This window comes from Lacipirellula limnantheis (genome assembly GCF_007746075.1).
In the GTDB taxonomy this organism is placed as follows: Bacteria; Planctomycetota; Planctomycetia; order Pirellulales; family Lacipirellulaceae; genus Lacipirellula; species Lacipirellula limnantheis.
Window position 1 is genome coordinate 865,006 of the sequence record NZ_CP036339.1, and the last position, 18,116, is coordinate 883,121.

Here is an 18,116-nt window from a genome sequence, read left to right on the forward strand (position 1 = left end):
GGATCTTCGATGAAGCCCCGATCGCTGTTTGCCTTGGTAGGACTGTTGCTGTTTGCGAATCGAGCGCTGGCCCAGCCGGCGATTGATCCGGCCGAGGGACGCCCCGTCGTCAAGTGGGAGGACGCCCGATCGGTCGTCGGGCAGACGGCGTTCGTCTGCGGCAAAGTCATTGGCGTCCCCAAGGTGGGAAAGATCACGTTCATTAACTTTGATGCACAACGGCCCGTCCGCTTCGCGGGCGTGATCTTCGACGACAAGCTGACGAATTTTCCAAAGCCGCCGGCCGAGATGTACAACGGCAAGATCGTGAAAATCAGCGGCACGGTCTCGCTGTTCAAGGACCAGCCGCAGATCGTCGTGACGACTCCCGCCCAGATCGAAGTCCTCGACGCGATGCCGACGCTAGTTCCGCCCAGGAAATCGACGGGCGCCATGGCGAAGCCGGGCGAGGTCGTCGTCGCGGCGTACAACATTCTCAATTTGTTTGACGAGCACGACGATCCTTACAAGGAAGACGAAGGAACGCCCGCCAAACCGCGGGCGGAACTCGAGCGTCTGGCCAAAAGCATTCGGGAACTCAACGCGGACGTGATCGCCGTCGAAGAAGTCGAGAATCGCTTTTATCTCGAACGCTTCGTCAATGTCTTTCTGCCCGAAATGGGCTACCGCGACGTCGTCCTGTTCGAGGGGAACGACGGCCGCGGCATCGACGTCGGGCTCATCTCGCGCGTCCCTGTCGGCGAAGTCCGCTCACGGCGCCATTTGCGCTTCGCGGGACATGGCGGCGGCGAAGCGAGGTTCAATCGCGACGTCCTTGCGGTGACGTTGGAACCGAAAGACGCCGAGCCGTTCGAAGTATGGGTGGTCCACCTCAAGAGCAACTCGGGCGGGCGAGAAGAGGCCGAGCCAATTCGCTTAGCCGAAGCCCGTGAACTGCGCCGGTTGCTCGACGAGGCGCTGACCGAGGATCCTGATGCGCGCATCATCGTCACCGGCGACTTCAACGACACTCCTGAGAGCGAGACGATGAAGACGATCGTCGGCGCCGGGACGAACGCCCTCTGGTCGGCCGGCAGCGATTTGCATGATCCCGCAGCCGTTTCGTACAATCAGGGCGAGTTCCGCTCGGTGATCGACTTCATGCTTTGCTCCCCGGCGATGCAGAAGAAGTACGTCAAGGGATCGTTCCAAATTCCGCAGGGCGCGGTGGAAACAACCGGTTCCGATCACAATCCGATCAAGGCGACGTTCCAACTGAACTGATCGGTCTGCGGCGGTCGGTTTTTACTAACGACGGGTGGACGCGGACGAAGGCGCTAGTCGGCTCGCGCAGGCCCGCTCACGCAGAGAACCTCGCGCTTGCGCAGTCGCGGCGTGGCGATGCGCAAATCTTTGCCGCGCACCGGCCAGTTCCATCGCCGGCGCGGCGAACCTGGATAGAATTGAGGCAGGCCGCCATTCTACCGCAATCCGCGGCGGTCCGATTTGCCGTTGGAACAGTGCATGCTCAATTCGCTAGATCGCCCAAAGTCATACTGGATGCGTTGGCTGGCTCTATTCTTCGCCGTAGCCATGGGGCTTAGCTCATCGTCGAATTGCGACGCCCAGTACATCAACGGCATTGATGTTTCGAACTACCAGGGGAATGTCAATTGGACTTCGGTCAAGAACGCTGGCGTCCCGTTTGCGTTCTGCAAGGCGACCGAAGGGGTGGATTTCATCGACGCCAAGTTTACGCAGAACATGACCAACGCGAGCGCCGCAGGCGTTTATATCAGTCCTTACCACTTCGGGCGGATCAACAGCAACATCTCGAATCCAAACGACGCCATTGACGAGGCGAACGACTTTGTCGACGCCATCGCCCCGTAATATGCGCAGCCGGGCCGGTTCTTACGGCCGGTGCTCGACGTTGAGAATACGCCCTACGCAAATACCGTGGCCAACCTCGCCACGAATAAAGCTTATATCTCCGAATGGGTTCGCGACTTTATTGGAGTCGTGGAGAGCCGCCTCGGCTTCGCACCGATTATCTACTGCAACACAAGCTTCGCGACGAGCTTGCTCGAATCCAATCTTAACCAGTACGACTTATGGGTCGCTAACTACAATTACGCTCCGCCCAGCATTCCGCCCGCGTCAATTGACGGCGTCTGGAACGGATGGGACTTTTGGCAGTACACAGATTCAGGCAGCGTTTCGGGCATCACTGGTAACGTCGATCGCAACGTTTACCAAGGGACGATGGAGGAGCTGCTCGCCGAGTTCCTTGCCGTGCCGCCGACCGGCGACTTCAACGACGATGGCGCCGTCAATGGCGCCGATCTATTGATTTGGCAGCGAAATCTGGGACGCACCTCGGGCGTATCGCTGGCCGTGGGCGACGCTAACGGCGACAAAGCGGTGAACGCGGCAGATCTCGACATTTGGAAGGCCGGATTCGCTCCCGCGAGCGTGATGTTGGCAAGCGGCGCCGTGCCCGAACCTGCGGCCGCCACGTTGGCCTTATTCGCGGGAGCTTTGCTAGTGCGTCGTCGCCGCTAGACGCGGCCGAAGCCGACCGTTGCACACTGAACTGCGTTCGCTAGTTGAGAGAAAGAACGCCAGCGACGAGACGATCGACTTCTTCTTCGGTCGTATAGCAGGCGCACCCCGCGCGGATGAGGCCTTCAGGGGCCAGGCCGAGACGTTCGACGACCGTCATCGCATAGAAATCGCCGTGAGAGACGAAGACTCCCTGCTCCGCCAGACGGCGGGCAGCTTCACTCGACGGGACGCCGGCGACGGTGAAGGAAAGAGTCGAGGTCCTGGCAGCGTCAGGTTGCGGACCATAGAGCGTGACGCCATCGATCGCGGCGAGTCCCCTCCACATGCGTTCCAGCAGTGTCATGCTCCGCTCGTGAAGTTCGTCGAACGATCGCTGGAGCCGCTCGCGACGCTCGCCGACGTCGCCGGCGAGCGACGTGATGAAGTTGATCGCCGCTTCGGAGCCGGCGATGCCCTCGTGGTTGAGCGTCCCCGTCTCGGCCCGCTCGGGCGCGAGATTCGACGCCGGCGCCACCTTCGCGTAGGGCAGCGACTCGAGCACAGCCCGGCGCGCATACATCACGCCGACGTGCGGCCCGTAGAATTTGTACGCTGAGCAAGTAAGAAAGTCGCAGCCGATCGCCTTCACGTCCGCCAGTTGATGATGAGCGAAATGGACGGCGTCGACGAACGTCAGGGCGCCGACGCTGCGTGCCAGCAGCGCCGCGCGCGTGACGTCGTTGATCGTGCCGAGCGCATTCGACGCGGCGCCGATCGCGATGAGCTTCGTCCGCGGCGTCACTTTCGTTGCGAAGTCTTCCCAGTCGAGCGTTCCTGACGCCGCGTTCATGCGTACCACTCGCAGCGTCACGCCGCGCTCACGGGCGAGCGCCTCCCACGGTCCGACGTTGGCGTGATGATCGAGCTCCGTGACCACGATCTCGTCGCCCGGCGCGAGAGTCATGCCGATCGCTCGCGAGGTGTGGAATGCCAGCGTGGTCGCGTTCGCGCCGAAATAAATCTCGTCCGGCGCCGCATTCAGAAAGTCGGCCATCGCCTGCCGGGCTCGCGCGAGCATCGCGTCGGTCTCGGCGCTCGATGGGTAGTTCCAGTGGGTGTTCGCGTTGTGATGGTAGAGGTAGTCGACCATCGCCTCGGCCACGGCACGGGGCGTTTGCGTGCCGCCCGGGCCGTCGAAATAAGCGACCGGGCGGCCATTGTGCCTTCGCTCCAGAGCGGGGAATTGGGCGCGGATTTCAGCGGTCGAGGGGAATGAATCCCGGCCCGCAGTAGCAACGGTAGGGCGTAGCGCGGCGGCGGAGCGACTCATCGGCGTGATCATCCAGCAAGAGAGGTCGGAGCGGCGCTAGTTTACTGCTCGCTTTTGGCTTACGCTATCGGCAGTCGCCAGTCTCATCACCATTGGAGTCGGAACAATGCCGCACGACGAGTCGAATCTCTCCTCCTCTGCCGTTTCTCGCCGTCAATTCGCCGCCATCGGCGCCGCGACGCTCGCCGCCGCGCGTACGCTTCACGGCACAGCGCAGGCAGCGGAAACCGGCGGCGGTTCGCCGCTCAAACCAGGCATCACGCTCCTCTTCCAAGGCGACTCGATTACCGACGCCGGCCGTAGTCGCGAGGCGGCCGGAGACGCGAATTCACAACCGGCCCTCGGCAACGGCTATGCCTGGCTCGCGGCGTCGCAGCTGCTGGTCGATCGTCCCGGCGACGGCATCAAGATCTTCAATCGCGGCATTAGCGGCAACAAGGTGCCCGACTTGGCTGGACGCTGGCAGGCAGAGTGCATCGACCTCAAGCCAAACGTGCTCAGCATCCTAATCGGCGTCAACGACATTTGGCGAACGTTCGACAGCGGCGAGAAGGGAACGGCCGAGGAGTACGAGAAAGGCTACCACGCTCTGATCGCGCAGACGAAGAAGGCGCTGCCGGACGTGACGCTGGTCGTCTGCGAGCCGTTCGTGTTGCGCTGCGGCGCGGTCAAGGATGAGTGGTTCCCAAAGTTCGACGGCTACCGCGCCGCCGCCAAACGCGTTGCCGAGCAGGCCGGGGCGATCTTTGTGCCGTTCCAGACGATGTTCGACGAAGCGTCGAAAATCGCGCCGCCAGAGCGTTGGGCCGGCGACGGCGTCCATCCCTCGAACGACGGAGCTGCACTCATGGCGCACACTTGGCGCCGCGTCGTCGACGGCGGCGGCATCTAGAACGCGTCGCACTTTTCAGCCCCTGGCTCCGCCAGGGGGTCGGTCACCTTACCGGTAAGCGCTATCCCGCGTTGCGTCACCCCGCGGCGGAGCCGGGGGCTACATGCTCTGCGTTTCCTACCCAAACAACAACGGCGCGTCGCTCTCTCCTTCGCGCTGCTCCCACTGCCGTCGCACTTCGCCCAGGCCATAAACGCAAAGCTCAAAGTTGTCGCTCAACCGCTGCAGCACGGCATCGGTGGCCGGTTCTTCCGCGGCCGGCGGCAGCGTGCTGGCAATGTAGTAGTTCTTCTTCCCCTGATCGCAATAGTCGATCAGGCTGTCCGCCCTTCCCTGCCGCATCCGCTTGGCGATCTCGGGATAAACGCCCAGCCAGAACAGCGTGAAGTCGCCAATGTGCCGGTGCATCCGCCGGCGAGCGGAGCCCTGACGCGCCTGCGCTTCCGCCAACATATCGGCCACTTGCAGCAGCCGATCGCCGCGCGGGGTGCGCAACCCGTAGATCGCGTCGTTGTGAACGAACCGCACCAGCAGCTCGGCGACGTAATCCACCAGCGGCGGGTCGGCGACTCCCATGCGGATCGCGAATGCGTGTTCGGTAACGCCGGCAAAGAACCGGCGCAGCAGTTCATTTCGATCGGGCTGATCAGCGGTCATCGGCAGACGCTCCAACGGGCTAGAACGGAACGTGTCAGTACCGCGACCCAGGCGCCGTAATCCGCTGGCGGCCTCCGGTGGTGAGCGTCGAACAGAAGCGGACGACCCAACCACCGGATGGTGGGTCGCTATGTAGGGCGGGATTGAGCAACTCGCATTCCAGTGCGGTCGACTCAACCCGCTCAATTATAATTTCGCAGCCGCGCGCAGGTCAAATCCAGTCTGCGCGATTCCGCCGCCAATTGTGGGTATCGGCTGGCGGCCAAATGACGAATGACGAAATCCGAATGACGAATGGGGAATTCATTCGACATTCGGATTTCGTCATTCTGGCTTGTCACGAGTAACCGCAGCCACGCAGCTGGCCTTATGGAAGCGACTTGATCAGCGTCTCGACATAGTCGCCGACTTCCTTCAGCACTTCCTCGCGCGGCCGTTCCGCCGCCGTCGCGATCCGCCGGACGATGGCCGAGCCGACGATCAGCCCGTCGGCCGCCGGGGCGAGCAGCCGCACATGCTCAGGCTGGCTGACGCCGAAGCCGATGCAGATCGGCAGCTTCGTCTGCTGCCGCAGCCACGCCACATTCTCGGCCAGCTCGGGCGGCAGCTGCGTCCGCTCGCCGGTGATCCCCGCGACCGAGACGTAGTAGACGAACCCGGTCGATGTTTCACAAATCCTGATTGCCCGCTCGCGGGGCGTGAGCGGCGTGACGAGTTGAATGAGACTCAGTTCGCGAGCCGAACAGATCTTCAGCAACTGCGGCGATTCCTCCACCGGCAGGTCGGGGACGATCAGCCCCGCCACGCCTGCCGCGCGAACATCGTCGCAGTACTTCTCGACGCCATGGCGGTAGACGATCGCATAGCTGACCATCGTCACCGCTGGCGCCGCCAGCTTCGGCGTCGTCTCGCCGAGCATCGTCAGGATGTCGCACAGCTTGATCTTCTTCTCCAGTGCCCGCGTGTACGACGCCTGAATCACCGGCCCGTCGGCGATCGGATCGCTGTAGGGGATGCCGACCTCGCACATGTGGGCGCCCCGCTTCACTAGTTCCTGCAGCACGGCGGAAGTGAACGCGACGTCGGGATCGCCCGCCGTAATGAACGGCATGAGCGCCTTGCGATTTTCGGAGCGGAGCTTGGCGAAGAGTTGGTCAATCGAGCTCATTCGAGCGCTGGTCCTTAAGTCTTTTAGCGTATTCATTGACTAGTTCTTGGTACTGAGCGCGATTCTCGTATGTTGGCGCGTACTGTTTATTCAACGCCTCAAGCTCTTTTAGCACGTTGTCGGATTGGCCACCTCGTAACCCGTCGATTGTTGATTCGATTAGCTCTTTGCTAGTGAAACTATAGTACGAGTTCGATTCGAACCGATGCCCAATAGCTAATAGACTTGATGCGGCGAAAACCCCGACCATGGCTCCGATTCCCAAAATGATTCGGAGCCATACTCGAGACTGAAACTCGGAGATCAACCATGCGAACGGCGCTATTATTGAGCATGCCGCGAGTATGAATATGGGTTCCATCGCTTCACTCAGTTGCATTGCCCGAATTCGCTGCTACAGCGTTGGCGCCAATCGGCTTTCCACTCGCGAGAACATCTTCAATGCACTGACGGATAAATTCCTGAATCGAAATGCCCCACTATTGCGCAGCTTGTTTCGCTATTGCGAAAAGTTCATCCGACAATTGAACGGTGATCTCAGTCATAACAGTTCACCCAAACTTCACGCCCTTAATCCGCGCAATCTCGCTCGCATCCTTATCCCCCCGCCCGCTCAAGCAGACGACGATGACGTCGTCCTTCGCCCGCCCCTTCGCCAATTCCATCCCCTTGGCAATCGCGTGCGAACTCTCCAAGGCCGGCATGATTCCCTCGGTCATCGCCAGCGCATCGAACGCCCGCATCGCTTCGTCGTCGCGGCAACTCGTGTAGCGCACGCGGCCAGCATCTTTCCAGTAGCTATGCTCGGGACCGACGCCGGGGTAGTCGAGGCCGGCCGACATCGAGTGGACGTCGCTCGTCTGCCCATCCTCGTCCTGCATCACGTAGCTAAAGCTCCCGTGCAGCACGCCTGGCTTGCCGTAGGTGAGCGGCGCCGCGTGTTGGCCCGGGTCGTTGCTGCGGCCGCCCGCTTCGACGCCGACGAGCTCGACGTCCTTGTGCTCAACGAACGGATAGAACATCCCCGCCGCGTTGCTTCCGCCGCCGACGCAGGCGACCGCCATGTTCGGCAAGCGACCAATCCGCTCGATCGACTGCTCGATCGTCTCGCGGCCGATGACAGATTGAAAGTCACGCACAATCTGCGGAAACGGATGCGGCCCCACCACCGAGCCGAGAATGTAGTGCGTATCGCCAACGCTCGACATCCAGTCGCGCATCGCCTCGTTCACCGCATCGCGCAGCGTGCGGCTGCCGCTGGTGACGGGCCGCACTTCGGCGCCGAGCAGCTTCATCGAGAAGACGTTCGGCGCCTGGCGACGGATATCTTCCTCGCCCATGTAGACGACGCACGGCAGGCCGAAGTGGGCGCACGCCGTCGCGGTGGCGACTCCATGCTGCCCGGCCCCCGTCTCGGCGATGACGCGGGTCTTCCCCATCCGCAGGGTCAGCAGCGCCTGGCCGATCGTGTTGTTGATCTTGTGGGCGCCCGTATGGTTCAGGTCTTCCCGCTTAAGCCAGATCTGGGCCCCGCCGACCTGCTCGCTCAGCCGCTTCGCATGGTAGAAGGGCGATGGCCGCCCCACGAAGTGCTTGAGCAGATCTTCGAGTTCGGCCTTGAACGCCGGGTCGGCGCACGCCTTCGCGTACTCCGCCTCGAGCTGGTCGAGGGCGTAGACCAAGGTTTCCGGGACATACCGACCGCCGAAGCTGCCAAACCGCCCCTGTTTGTCGGGGACGGCCGCCGCGGCGTCGCGCTTTTCAGCGCTGCTTGCTATATTGGTGCTCACCGTTGAAATTCCTCCAATCCCCGATTGTCGATGGACGCCGACGATCTAGCAAGGCGGGGGACCGAGGCAGCGGCGCACTAGATCACAGTTCTTGGGGCTGGAGACGCCACGACGATGAATCGGCAGGCTGATTCACGGCATAAACTCAACTTTCGCACAGTTTGGCCGATCGGATGCTGCGTCGCCGCGGCAGCACTCGCCATGGCCGTCGCCACGATCCGAGTCCAGGCCCAAAGCCCCGGCGAGGTCGACGCCGATCTCCTCCTCCGCGGGGGACAGATCCTCGACGGCACAGGTTCGCCCGCCCGTCCCGGCGACGTGGCGATCGCTGGCGACCGAATTGTCGCCGTCGGCGAAATCGTCCCTGGAAAGATCGGGGAAACGATCGATTGCACCGGCCTGATCCTCGCCCCCGGGTTCATCGACCTCCACAACCACAGCGACGAATCGATTGTCGCCGACGAGACGCGCACCGCTGAAAATTACATCCGCCAGGGCTGCACAACGCTCGTCACCGGCAACTGCGGGGGCGGCGCCGTCGACGTCGAAAAGTATCTCGCCGCCGTCGACGCTCACGGCGCCGGGACGAACGTCGCTCACCTGATTCCTCATGGCTCAACGCGGGCGATCGTCTTGGAACGACGCCAAGTCGATCCGACGCCGGAAGAAATCGCGAAGATGCAGGACCTCGTCGACCGCGGCATGCGCGCCGGAGCCTGGGGGATGGCCACGGGCCTCATCTATATTCCGGGCGCTTATGCGAAGATTGATGAACTCGCGGCCATGACCGAAGTCGTCGGCCGACATGGCGGCATCTACGCCAGCCACATTCGCAGCGAGGACAGCGCCCTGCTCGACGCCGTGAGCGAAGCGATCGAGATTGGCCGCCGCGCGAAGACGCCCGTTCATATCTCTCATTTCAAGGCCTCCGGCAAACCGTATTGGGGGATGGTTCGCGCTGCAGCAAAGCTCGTCGAAGATGCGCAGTCCGCCGGCCAAAAAGTGACCGCCGACCAATATCCCTACACGGCCAGCAGCACGTCGCTCGAAGCGATGTTGCTCCCCGATTGGGCTCGCGAGGGTGGTCGCGAAGCGACCATGGCGCGCCTGGCTGATCCAGTTCAACTTGAGAAAATTCGCCCTGCCCTGCAGACCGCGCTCGACGAGCGCCCCCACGTCCGCATCGTATCGTACAAGCCAAAGCCCGAGTACACCGGCAAGGCGATCCACGAAATTGCCGCTGCCGAGAACCGTCCCCAAATCGACGTGGCGATCGAACTCCTCCGCGACGGCAGCCCGGCCGCCATCAACTTTGGCATGACCGAAGAAGACGTCCGCTTCGTGATGCAGCGCCCCTGGGTCGCCACGGCGTCCGACGGTTCCGTCAAAGCACCCAGCGGCGACATGGTCCACCCCCGCAGCTTCGGCACGTTCCCGCGGAAGATCGGCCTCTACGCCGTGCGGGAGAAAGTCCTGCCGCTGGAACAGGCCGTTCGCAGCGCCACCGGCCTGCCCGCCGACATTCTCGGCTTCAGTGATCGCGGCTATTTGCGGGCCGGGCAGTTCGCCGATGTGGTCGCGTTTAGCCCGCAAGAGATTATCGATGGCGCGACTTTCGATCGGCCCTTCGAGCCGCCGCTGGGCATCCCGCTGGTCATCGTCAACGGCGTCCCGGCGGTGAAGAACGGCGTACCGACCAAGTCGCTTTCCGGTCGAGCGCTGCGCCATGCATCCCGCCTGCCGCCGTGACTCGCCAAAATGATAAAGGGCGAAGCTACCGCCAAGTCGCGCGGGTGACGCGACTTTAGCGGCAACTTCGCCCTGCGGGGCGTTTTCGAATGCTAGCGAGCTATACAACGGGCGGTCGACGACCAGCCACCAAACTCACCAAAAACAGGACGATGAACACCACAAACAAGACCTTCGCAATCCAGGCCGCCGTGCCAGCTACCGCGCCAAGGCTCAACGCCCCAGCTACGAGCGCCACAATCAGAAAAAGAAGTGCCCAACGTAACATGACTGCCTCCGGGACGTGCCGTGTAAGTGCTTTCGCCGCTGTAGCGTCGGGAGTCGGCCCGAATTCGCGCTGAGCGTAGCTGTCGCCAGGCAACATACGCAAGCTGCGTGCCGTAGCGGCGTACGGCCCGTTAATCGGAATAACCAGTCCTGGCCCGCAGTTTGCATTGGGCGTCCCGCGATCGCTGAGAGCGAATCAAGCAGGCAATTGGTCTCTAATCGAGCAAAAGGGAAATGTCATGGGCACCATCGGCGCCATTATCTCGTGGATCGTCTTCGGCCTCGTCATCGGTCTCCTGGCCCGAGCCCTCTATCCAGGCAAGCAGAAGATCGGCGTCACCAATACCATCGCGCTCGGCATCGGCGGCTCGATCGTTGGCGGTCTCATCGCCTGGGCCCTCGGCTATCGCCCTGACGGCGGCGCCTTCCAAGGCGCCGGCTGGATCATGTCGATCGTCGGCGCCCTCATCGTCGTCTGGGGAGCCACCGCGATGGGGGGCAAACGCGTTGGTTGAGTGGCCCGGCGGATGCCGCGTTCGCACCGCTTTGAGACGCGCCGCGGCAAACCCACATGCAGCAAGAGGAGGCGGCGATCATTTCCTGAGAGGACTCCGAAACAACATTGGGCCTCAACGAGCGATCGCAATCCGCCGTAGTTGTTCAGCCAGAGTTCGAGGGACGCTAGAGCGCCTGCGGCACGATAAATGCCTCCAACCCCCAAGCGGCAGAGACTGTCCACACTCGTATTGTTGACTTTTCGTTGATTGGGCTGCGTAGGCGGGGCAACCGGGACGAATGACTGACAACAATCCTGGTCCGGTCAGGATCGCGCTGGCCGACGACGAACCCGATCTGCGCATCTCCATGACCAGGCTCCTGACCCTCCTTGGTCACAATGTGGTCTACGCTGCCGCGGATGGCGCCGAGTTGCTCGAGGCCTGCGCGGCGCACGACGTCGACCTCGCCATTGTTGATCTCGACATGCCGGTGATGGATGGACTGACGGCAGCAGAGGAACTGGCCGAGCGCGGCATTCCCGCGGTCCTCGTCTCAGGCCATCCCGACGTCCGAGAGGTCGTCGTCGAACACGAACCAGTCGTGACCCGGGTGATGAAGCCAGCGACCATCGACAAGCTGCGCGAGGCCATTCGAGTGGCGCTCTGTCGACCGTGACGACCGCCTGACGGTGGAGGGGCGCGAGCCTATACGCCGTGCCCTTCTCCCAGCACCATTCACTCCGGTCAGTTCGCGCCGCGCAGTGCCGTCGCCGTGGCCACGACATTCTCCTGGATCACCGCTCGATACGCCACGCCATGGAAAAAGCGTTGGTCGCACAGGTTGATCGGCGCGTCTACGGAGAGTGACTGATCGTCCGCCGGGCCCGAGGCCCCGATGTGAACTTGGCACACGCCCGCGGTCGCCAATACCTCGGCCACGTTCGTCGCGGTGATCCCGCCCCCTGCCATCAGCTGGAGTCGCCCGCCTGCGCGAGTTGCGAGCTCGCGGAGTTGCGAGGCGCCCGCCAGCGCCGTCGGCTGTCCGCCGCTCGTCAGGATTCTGGTCGCACCGATGCCGGCGAGCACATCGAGCGCCGCAAACTGGTCGGCGACGAAATCGAACGCGCGATGAAACACCGCCTCGCGCGTGCCGACGCGCTCGACCACTTCGCGCGAGCGTCCCTCGTCGATTCGTCCCAAATGATCGAGAATGCCGAACGCCACCCCCGCGACGCCGGCTGCCAAGAACCGATCGGCGTCGCGCAACATGGCCTCGAACTCGGCGTGGTTGTAGTGGAATCCCCCGGCCCGCGGACGCAGCATGGCAATGACCGGCAGGCTGCTCATCGCCAGCACGGTCTCGACGAGTCCCAGCGACGGCGTCAGTCCTCCCAGTTCCAACCCCGCGCACAGTTCCAGGCGGTCGGCGCCCGCGGCGATGGCCGCACTCGCGTCGGCAACCGAGCCTACGCAGACTTCAAGCATGATCTTCGGCGGTAGAGACATCTTCGTCGGCATCGATGGAGCAAGGAAGCCGACTGCCGCACGTCGGCAATTGGCGCCGGCCTAGTATACCGCGTCTGCAACCCTTTAGCTTCCCGCCCCGACCGGAGCCAGGTCGGCGGCCGCGGGCGCCAAGTCCGCCTTGGGCCCGAAGAACTCGAAGTGGAGATCGGCCTCGTCAACGCCCCAGTCCCTCAGATCCCGCGCGACGTTGGTCATGAACCCTTTCGGTCCGCAAAAGTAGAACGCCGCGTCGGTGGTCGGCAGCAATGATCGGAGTCGCGCGGCATCGAACACGCCGTCGCCGTCGCAATGACCATTGACCAGGTCATCTTCCAACGGCTGATCGTAGACGACGTGCGTCGCAAGTTTGTCGCGGTCCGCCGCGAGTTGCCGCACCTCATCGACGTGGGAATGGACTCGGCTGTTTCGCGCGGCGTGCAGGAAGTAGATCGGCGCGGCAACTTCCTCTTCCGCTAGCGCATGCAACATCGACAGCAGCGGCGTGATGCCAATGCCGCCGGAAAGGAGCACGACCGGGCGCTCGCCGACTTGATCGACGTCGAGCGTGAACTCGCCGCACGGCGGCCCGACTTCCAGCGTGTCGCCCACGTCGATCTCGTCGTGCAGGTAGTTCGAGATCAATCCGCCGGGGACGTCGTCGGTTAAACCCGCCTCGCGCTTCACGCTGATGCGATAGTAGTCGCGTCCCGGCCGATCCGAGAGGCTGTAGTTTCGCGGCGACGTCGGCGTCGTCGGATGATCGACCCGCACGGTGATGTATTGTCCGGGCTTGAACGTCGGCAGCAGTCCGCCGTCAGCAGGCTTCAGGTAGAGCGACGTCACCACGTCGCTTTCCTCGACCTTGCGGTCAACGCGGAAGAGGCGATAGCCGTTCCAGCCGCCAGGGAGGGCCGCCTGCTCGTCGTAGATGGCCTGTTCGCGATCGATGAAGATCTTGGCGAGAAACTGGTAGGCCTCGCCCCATGCGGCCAGCGCCTCTTCGGTGGCAGCGTCTCCAAGAATATCGACGATCGCCAGCAGCAAGTATTTGCCGACGATCGGATAGTGCTCCGCCTGAATGCCGAGCGAGCAATGCTTCTGGGCGATCAACTCGACGGCCGGCCCCAGCGCGCCGAGATTATCGATATTCGCCGCGTAGGCGCAAATGGCGCCAGCCAAGGCGCGCTGCTGGCCCCCCGAGTGTTGGTGAGCCTGATTGAAGTAAGCCTTCACCTCGGGATGGCCTTCGAACATCAGCGCATAGAAACGACGCGTGATCGCCTCCGCATGCGCGGCGACCGCGGGCGCAGTCTCTTTCACGATACGAATGGTCTGGTCGGTGAGCATGGCAACCTACTGCGTTGGTGGAACGATCAAATCACGCACTAGTCGCCGGCCGGCTCAGCCGAATCTTAGCTCGCCAATACTACACGTCAAGGTGCAGATATTCGTAGGGCAAAAATTTCCCCGCCGGTTCCACGACGGATTCCGTAAGATAAAAGTGGGTAGCCGCAACGCGCCGCGGAGCGCTCCCCCATTCGTCATTCAGTCATTCTCCAGCAATGCTCTCCAAAACAGCCGAATACGCCCTCCGCGCCGCCGTCTGGCTTGCCAGCGAACCCGCCCGTCCCGCGGCGGCCGATCAACTGGCCGAAGTGACCAAAGTGCCGCGCCGTTATTTGCACAAAGTCCTGCAAGATCTGGCGCGTGCGGGACTGGTGCGCTCCCAACCCGGCCCAGGCGGCGGCTATTCACTGGCCGTCACGCCCGACAAGGTGACGATCCTCGCCGTTGTCACGGCCGTCGCGCCGCTTGAGCGAATCACTCACTGCCCGCTCGGTCTTCCCTCGCACACCAAGCTCTGCCCGCTGCACAAGGAACTCGACCGCGTCTACGCCTACGCCGAGGAAAGTCTCGGCCGGGTGACGCTCGCACAGCTCGTCAACTCCAAGAGCAAGATTATCCCGCTCTGTGACATCGGCCTCAAATAAAGAGTCGAAGAAGGCCGGCTCAACGAACCGCCAGGGCAACGCGCACACGGTCGCGCATCGTCACCGCGTCACGAAGTCGCGCCGTTCGCCGACGCGCAACTCGCCGTCGTCGCTCGCCACGACCTCGTCCTTCCCCTCGAACTTCGCGACCACGTGAATGCCAGTCAGCTGATGGTCGACGGCGATCTCCGCCGTTTTGCAACCCAGTAGGTCGCCGCAGCTCGCAATCATCGCTAGCATCAGCAAGGCACGCATGGCTCCCTCCTTTCGCCGACAGCAGCCTTCCTCGGCTGGCTTCTCGGAACCATGCACGCGGCATGCCAGTTAGCGGATATTCCTGTCCGCCAATCACTTCGAGCCATAGGAAGCGTGTGCTCGCCGCGCCGGCCACATCGTCGTTGCGCAGCGAACTCTCACAGCGTACGCCAGTCAGCCAATCTGCAGGAAAGGTGCAGAAAACCGCGACCAAGGGCGAGAACCGCTAAAGTTCGCCAACGGCGCCGACCGACGCGGACTATTTCTTCGCCTTCGATTGCCGACGCTTTTCTCGCCGCCGCAACGCGCGCCGCGTCTGCCGGGCAAACTTGCGATCTAGCCGGGCCAGACGGACCCGTCGAATATCCAGCGTCCGGCCTTCACGCTGCGGCGTTTCCACCAGCAAGAACGGCAGGCAAACGCCAATCACCTCCAGCGGCGACGCCTCGTCGCACGGCGTGCTGCGGATGCGCACGAGCTCGTCGCGCGGGTGGAGCGCGTCGTCGTCGCACCAGAACCACGACGGCCATTCGCTGACGACGAACAGCGGCGTCACAAAGTCCCCGCGACGGATTTCCTCCGGCGCCAGCGCCTTCGCGAGCGAGCTCGCAGCGCGCTGCGCTGCGATTTCAGAAGTGTTGGAGCAACGGCCCATGTCGAGCAGACAGACCGCTCGCCTGCGAGGTTCGCGAGGCGGCCCGCCCCGCAAACGTGACTTTCCGCGCGCCGTCAGCTATCGTGGACCCAACCTTCTTCGAGGCGCTGCGATGCATCGATCACTCCGCAACGGGCAGCTTCACTCTGGCGTCATGGGCTGCGCGCTCGCCGCTCTACTCCTCGCGGTCAATCCGCTCGCCTCCGCCGCCGACGACGAGCTCGCCTACGACATCCGCCTCGAAACCGCGCTACAGCACGACGACGGCAACTTCCTCTGGTACCACCCGCGCGCCGCCGCCGTTCCCAGCGCTGGCAATGCCGGCAACGTCGGCCCCGCCGTAGTGATGACGCTCCAGCGGCATCTACACGTCGACGATTACTATTCCGGCCTCTTCGCGATGCATCGCCCCACTGTCGACGGCCCCTGGAAAGGGCCCGCCGCCATCCCTGAACTCGCCTGGCGCCCCGCGCCAAACGACGTCACCCTCGCCGTCGCCGACGTCACTCCCGGCTGGCATGCTCCGTCGCAGCGGCTGCTCGCTATCGGTTGCCAGGTCCCTTATTCGCCAAAGGGCGCACAACTCATCAGCGGATTGCCGCCGCGTCAACATCAAACTGCCTACGCCGTCCACGATCCGCGGACCGGCGCATGGTCCGGCTGGCAGATCCTCGACATGCCGCCCGACCCCAAATTCGAACTCGCCCGCAATGCCTGCGCCCAGTGGCTCGTGCGACCCGACGGCGCGCTGCTCCTGCCGATCTACTTCGGCCCCAGCGCCGCGGGGCCCTGGTCCGTCGCCGTCGTCGAGTGCGCCTTCGACGGCCGGCAGCTTCGCTACGTTCGCCATGGGACGGAGTTCGATCTCAATGTCGAACGCGGACTCGTCGAACCCTCGCTCATTTTCTTCGCTGGCCGCTACTTCCTGACAATGCGCAACGACCAGCGCGGCTACGTCAGTTCCAGCGATGATGGACTCAATTTCGAGCCGATGCGCCCTTGGACCTTCGACGACGGCGCCGAGCTCGGCAGCTACAACACGCAGCAGCACTGGCTCGCCCACAGCGACGGCCTGTTCCTCGTCTACACCCGCCGCGGCGCCAACAACGACCACATCATCCGCCATCGCGCCCCGCTCTTCATGGCCGAGGTCGATCCCGCCACGCTGCAAGTGCTTCGCCGCACCGAACGGGTCGTCATCCCCGAACGCGGCGGCGAGTTCGGCAACTTCGGCGCCGCCGCCATCGATGCCAACGAGTCATGGATCACGGTCTCCGAAGGCGTCTGGGACGAGGCCGCGCGCCAGCGCGGCGCCAAGGGCGCCACCTACGTCGCCCGCATCCTCTGGTCCAAGCCGAATCAACTCACGCCGTTTCCTTGAATCGCATTTCACCCAGTACCTGTCATCCTGAGCGCAGCGCAGAATCTAGCCACTCAAGCGAGTCGTGAACAATGCGAATCTGGGGATGTCTAGTTGAAGTCGCGCTGCTGATGCTACTGACGTCATCAGCAGCCGTCGCGCAATCAGCCGCGCCCCTCCGCCTCGCCACCTTCACCGCCGACGTCACCGTTCCCCTCGGCCACGGCATGATGGGCGGCCTCTGGCGCTCCACCAGCGTCGCCGATCCCCTCGAAGCCAACGGCTTCGTCCTCCTCGGCGGCGATCAACCGCCAGTTGTGTTCGTCTCTGTCGACTGGTGCGAAATCCGCAACGAAGCCCTCGATCGCTGGAAAGCCCTCGTCGCCGTCGCCGCCGAGACGACTCCCGATCGCGTCATGGTCACCGCCGTCCATCAGCACGACGCCCCCGTCGCCGACCTCGCCGCCGAACGCCTGCTGCGCGAGCGAAGCCTCGCCGGCACAGTCTGCGATCTCGATTTTCACGAGCGTGCCGTGCAAGGCGTCGCCAAAGCCGTCCGCACGTCGCTTAAGTCCGCGCAGCCGCTCACCCACATTGGCACTGGCCAGGCCGAGGTCGCGCAGGTCGCGTCGAATCGCCGCTACGTCACTCCCGATGGCGTCATCCACTTCGATCGCGGCAGCCGCACCACCGACCCAATCGCGGTCGCCGCCGACGCCGGCGCCATCGATCCGTGGCTAAAAACCCTCAGCTTTTGGAACAACGATCAACCTCTGTGCGCCGTCAGCTTCTATGCCGTTCACCCGATGAGCTACTACGGCCAGGGCGAAGTCTCGGCCGACTTCCCCGGCCTCGCCCGCCGCCAGCGCCAGGCCGATCTCCCCGCCGTAAAGCAGATCTACGCCTCCGGATGCAGCGGCAACGTCACGGCCGGCAAGTTTAACAACGGCGAGCGCGCCAACCGCGCCGCGCTGGCCAGCCGCCTCCACGCCGCGATGGCTGCCGCGTGGGAGGCCACCGTCCGCCATCCCGTCGCCAGCTACAAGTACCGCGTCACGCCGCTCCGCCTCGAACCCCGCGACGGCCCCGGCTTCACGGTCGCCGACTTGGAGCAAAAGCTCGGCGCCGAGCAGAACCACTTCCAGCAATGCCTCGCCGCGATGGGCCTCAGCTGGCGCCGCCGCGCCGACGCCGGCCACGCGATCGACCTCCCCACGCTCGACTTCCAAGTCGCCCAGCTGCTGGTGCTGCCCGGCGAATCGTACGTCGAGTACCAACTCGCCGCGCAGCGCTTGAAACAAGACTCGTTCGTCTGCGTCGCCGGCTACGGCGAAGGCGCCACCGGCTACATCCCCACCGAGCAGCACATCGCCGAGCACGACTCGAACCTCGGCGACTGGTGGTGGGTCGCTCCCGGCAGCGAACCGCGGCTGCTCGCCGCAATCCGCGCAGCGCTGCAAGCCGAGTAACGGC

General features: G+C 63.6%; 18 protein-coding genes and 1 pseudogene. 10 read left to right on the plus strand and 9 right to left on the minus strand.

From position 1 onward, the window contains the following. Nucleotides 1-9: 9 nt before the first annotated feature. From I41_RS03325 to I41_RS27905, 3 genes and pseudogenes are all read left to right on the plus strand, one after another. Complete coding sequence (locus I41_RS03325; RefSeq protein ID WP_145430876.1) at nucleotides 10-1,263, plus strand: endonuclease/exonuclease/phosphatase family protein; 1,254 nt, start codon at nucleotides 10-12, stop codon at nucleotides 1,261-1,263. 309 nt (nucleotides 1,264-1,572) lie between these two features. After that, nucleotides 1,573-2,196 (plus strand): annotated as a pseudogene (locus tag I41_RS27900) (glycoside hydrolase family 25 protein); the annotation flags it as partial. Nucleotides 2,197-2,244: 48 nt separating this feature from the next. Then, nucleotides 2,245-2,544, plus strand: coding sequence for a dockerin type I domain-containing protein (locus I41_RS27905; protein WP_246133907.1), 300 nt, complete (start codon nucleotides 2,245-2,247; stop codon nucleotides 2,542-2,544). A gap of 40 nt (nucleotides 2,545-2,584) precedes the next feature. On the opposite strand, the gene I41_RS03340 is transcribed toward I41_RS27905, so the two are convergent. After that, nucleotides 2,585-3,856 (minus strand): cysteine desulfurase-like protein, encoded by a 1,272-nt coding sequence (locus tag I41_RS03340; protein WP_145430882.1) that lies wholly within the window; start codon nucleotides 3,854-3,856, stop codon nucleotides 2,585-2,587. A 106-nt stretch (nucleotides 3,857-3,962) separates the two neighbouring features. On the opposite strand from I41_RS03340, the gene I41_RS03345 reads away from it, so the two are divergent. Then, on the plus strand, nucleotides 3,963-4,748 hold the full coding sequence (locus I41_RS03345) for an SGNH/GDSL hydrolase family protein (RefSeq protein ID WP_145430884.1): 786 nt from the start codon (nucleotides 3,963-3,965) through the stop codon (nucleotides 4,746-4,748). 117 nt (nucleotides 4,749-4,865) lie between these two features. Here the strand turns inward: I41_RS03345 and I41_RS03350 are convergent, their stop codons facing one another. From I41_RS03350 to trpB, 3 genes are all read right to left on the minus strand, one after another. Next, complete coding sequence (locus I41_RS03350) at nucleotides 4,866-5,405, minus strand: hypothetical protein (RefSeq protein ID WP_145430886.1); 540 nt, start codon at nucleotides 5,403-5,405, stop codon at nucleotides 4,866-4,868. Between the two features lie 367 nt (nucleotides 5,406-5,772). After that, nucleotides 5,773-6,573, minus strand: a complete 801-nt coding sequence (gene trpA, locus I41_RS03355; protein WP_145430888.1) for a tryptophan synthase subunit alpha — start codon at nucleotides 6,571-6,573, stop codon at nucleotides 5,773-5,775. A 551-nt stretch (nucleotides 6,574-7,124) separates the two neighbouring features. After that, nucleotides 7,125-8,351: a tryptophan synthase subunit beta gene (gene trpB, locus I41_RS03360; protein WP_210421194.1), complete on the minus strand. Its 1,227-nt coding sequence runs from the start codon at nucleotides 8,349-8,351 to the stop codon at nucleotides 7,125-7,127. 213 nt (nucleotides 8,352-8,564) lie between these two features. Between trpB and I41_RS03365 the strand changes: the two genes are divergently transcribed. Beyond that, nucleotides 8,565-10,112, plus strand: coding sequence for an N-acyl-D-amino-acid deacylase family protein (locus tag I41_RS03365; RefSeq protein ID WP_168206650.1), 1,548 nt, complete (start codon nucleotides 8,565-8,567; stop codon nucleotides 10,110-10,112). Nucleotides 10,113-10,212: 100 nt separating this feature from the next. On the opposite strand, the gene I41_RS03370 is transcribed toward I41_RS03365, so the two are convergent. Further along, nucleotides 10,213-10,380, minus strand: a complete 168-nt coding sequence (locus tag I41_RS03370; protein WP_145430894.1) for a DUF1328 domain-containing protein — start codon at nucleotides 10,378-10,380, stop codon at nucleotides 10,213-10,215. Between the two features lie 238 nt (nucleotides 10,381-10,618). Here I41_RS03370 and I41_RS03375 point away from each other — a divergent pair, with 238 nt between their 5' ends. Then, on the plus strand, nucleotides 10,619-10,894 hold the full coding sequence (locus tag I41_RS03375) for a GlsB/YeaQ/YmgE family stress response membrane protein (RefSeq protein WP_145430896.1): 276 nt from the start codon (nucleotides 10,619-10,621) through the stop codon (nucleotides 10,892-10,894). Nucleotides 10,895-11,174: 280 nt separating this feature from the next. Beyond that, nucleotides 11,175-11,552 carry a response regulator gene (locus I41_RS03380; RefSeq protein WP_145430898.1) on the plus strand — a complete coding sequence of 126 codons (378 nt, stop codon included), beginning with the start codon at nucleotides 11,175-11,177 and terminating at the stop codon, nucleotides 11,550-11,552. Nucleotides 11,553-11,620: 68 nt separating this feature from the next. Here the strand turns inward: I41_RS03380 and I41_RS03385 are convergent, their stop codons facing one another. Both I41_RS03385 and hmpA read right to left on the minus strand, forming a co-directional pair. Beyond that, entirely contained in the window at nucleotides 11,621-12,382 is a 762-nt protein-coding gene (locus I41_RS03385; RefSeq protein ID WP_168206651.1) for a copper homeostasis protein CutC, read from the minus strand. Nucleotides 12,383-12,466: 84 nt separating this feature from the next. Beyond that, the gene (hmpA, locus tag I41_RS03390; protein ID WP_145430902.1) at nucleotides 12,467-13,729 is read right to left on the minus strand and encodes an NO-inducible flavohemoprotein; all 1,263 of its coding nucleotides are present in this window, start codon (nucleotides 13,727-13,729) and stop codon (nucleotides 12,467-12,469) included. A gap of 215 nt (nucleotides 13,730-13,944) precedes the next feature. Between hmpA and I41_RS03395 the strand changes: the two genes are divergently transcribed. Further along, nucleotides 13,945-14,373 carry an RrF2 family transcriptional regulator gene (locus I41_RS03395; RefSeq protein ID WP_145430904.1) on the plus strand — a complete coding sequence of 143 codons (429 nt, stop codon included), beginning with the start codon at nucleotides 13,945-13,947 and terminating at the stop codon, nucleotides 14,371-14,373. A gap of 60 nt (nucleotides 14,374-14,433) precedes the next feature. Here the strand turns inward: I41_RS03395 and I41_RS03400 are convergent, their stop codons facing one another. Together I41_RS03400 and I41_RS03405 are read right to left on the minus strand one after the other, a co-directional pair. Then, on the minus strand, nucleotides 14,434-14,628 hold the full coding sequence (locus I41_RS03400; RefSeq protein ID WP_145430906.1) for a hypothetical protein: 195 nt from the start codon (nucleotides 14,626-14,628) through the stop codon (nucleotides 14,434-14,436). A gap of 259 nt (nucleotides 14,629-14,887) precedes the next feature. Continuing rightward, entirely contained in the window at nucleotides 14,888-15,283 is a 396-nt protein-coding gene (locus tag I41_RS03405) for a hypothetical protein (RefSeq protein ID WP_145430908.1), read from the minus strand. A 112-nt stretch (nucleotides 15,284-15,395) separates the two neighbouring features. On the opposite strand from I41_RS03405, the gene I41_RS03410 reads away from it, so the two are divergent. Together I41_RS03410 and I41_RS03420 are read left to right on the plus strand one after the other, a co-directional pair. Then, nucleotides 15,396-16,664, plus strand: coding sequence for an exo-alpha-sialidase (locus I41_RS03410; RefSeq protein ID WP_145430910.1), 1,269 nt, complete (start codon nucleotides 15,396-15,398; stop codon nucleotides 16,662-16,664). Between the two features lie 71 nt (nucleotides 16,665-16,735). Beyond that, nucleotides 16,736-18,112, plus strand: coding sequence for a hypothetical protein (locus tag I41_RS03420; RefSeq protein WP_168206652.1), 1,377 nt, complete (start codon nucleotides 16,736-16,738; stop codon nucleotides 18,110-18,112). The last annotated feature ends 4 nt before the right edge of the window (nucleotides 18,113-18,116 follow it).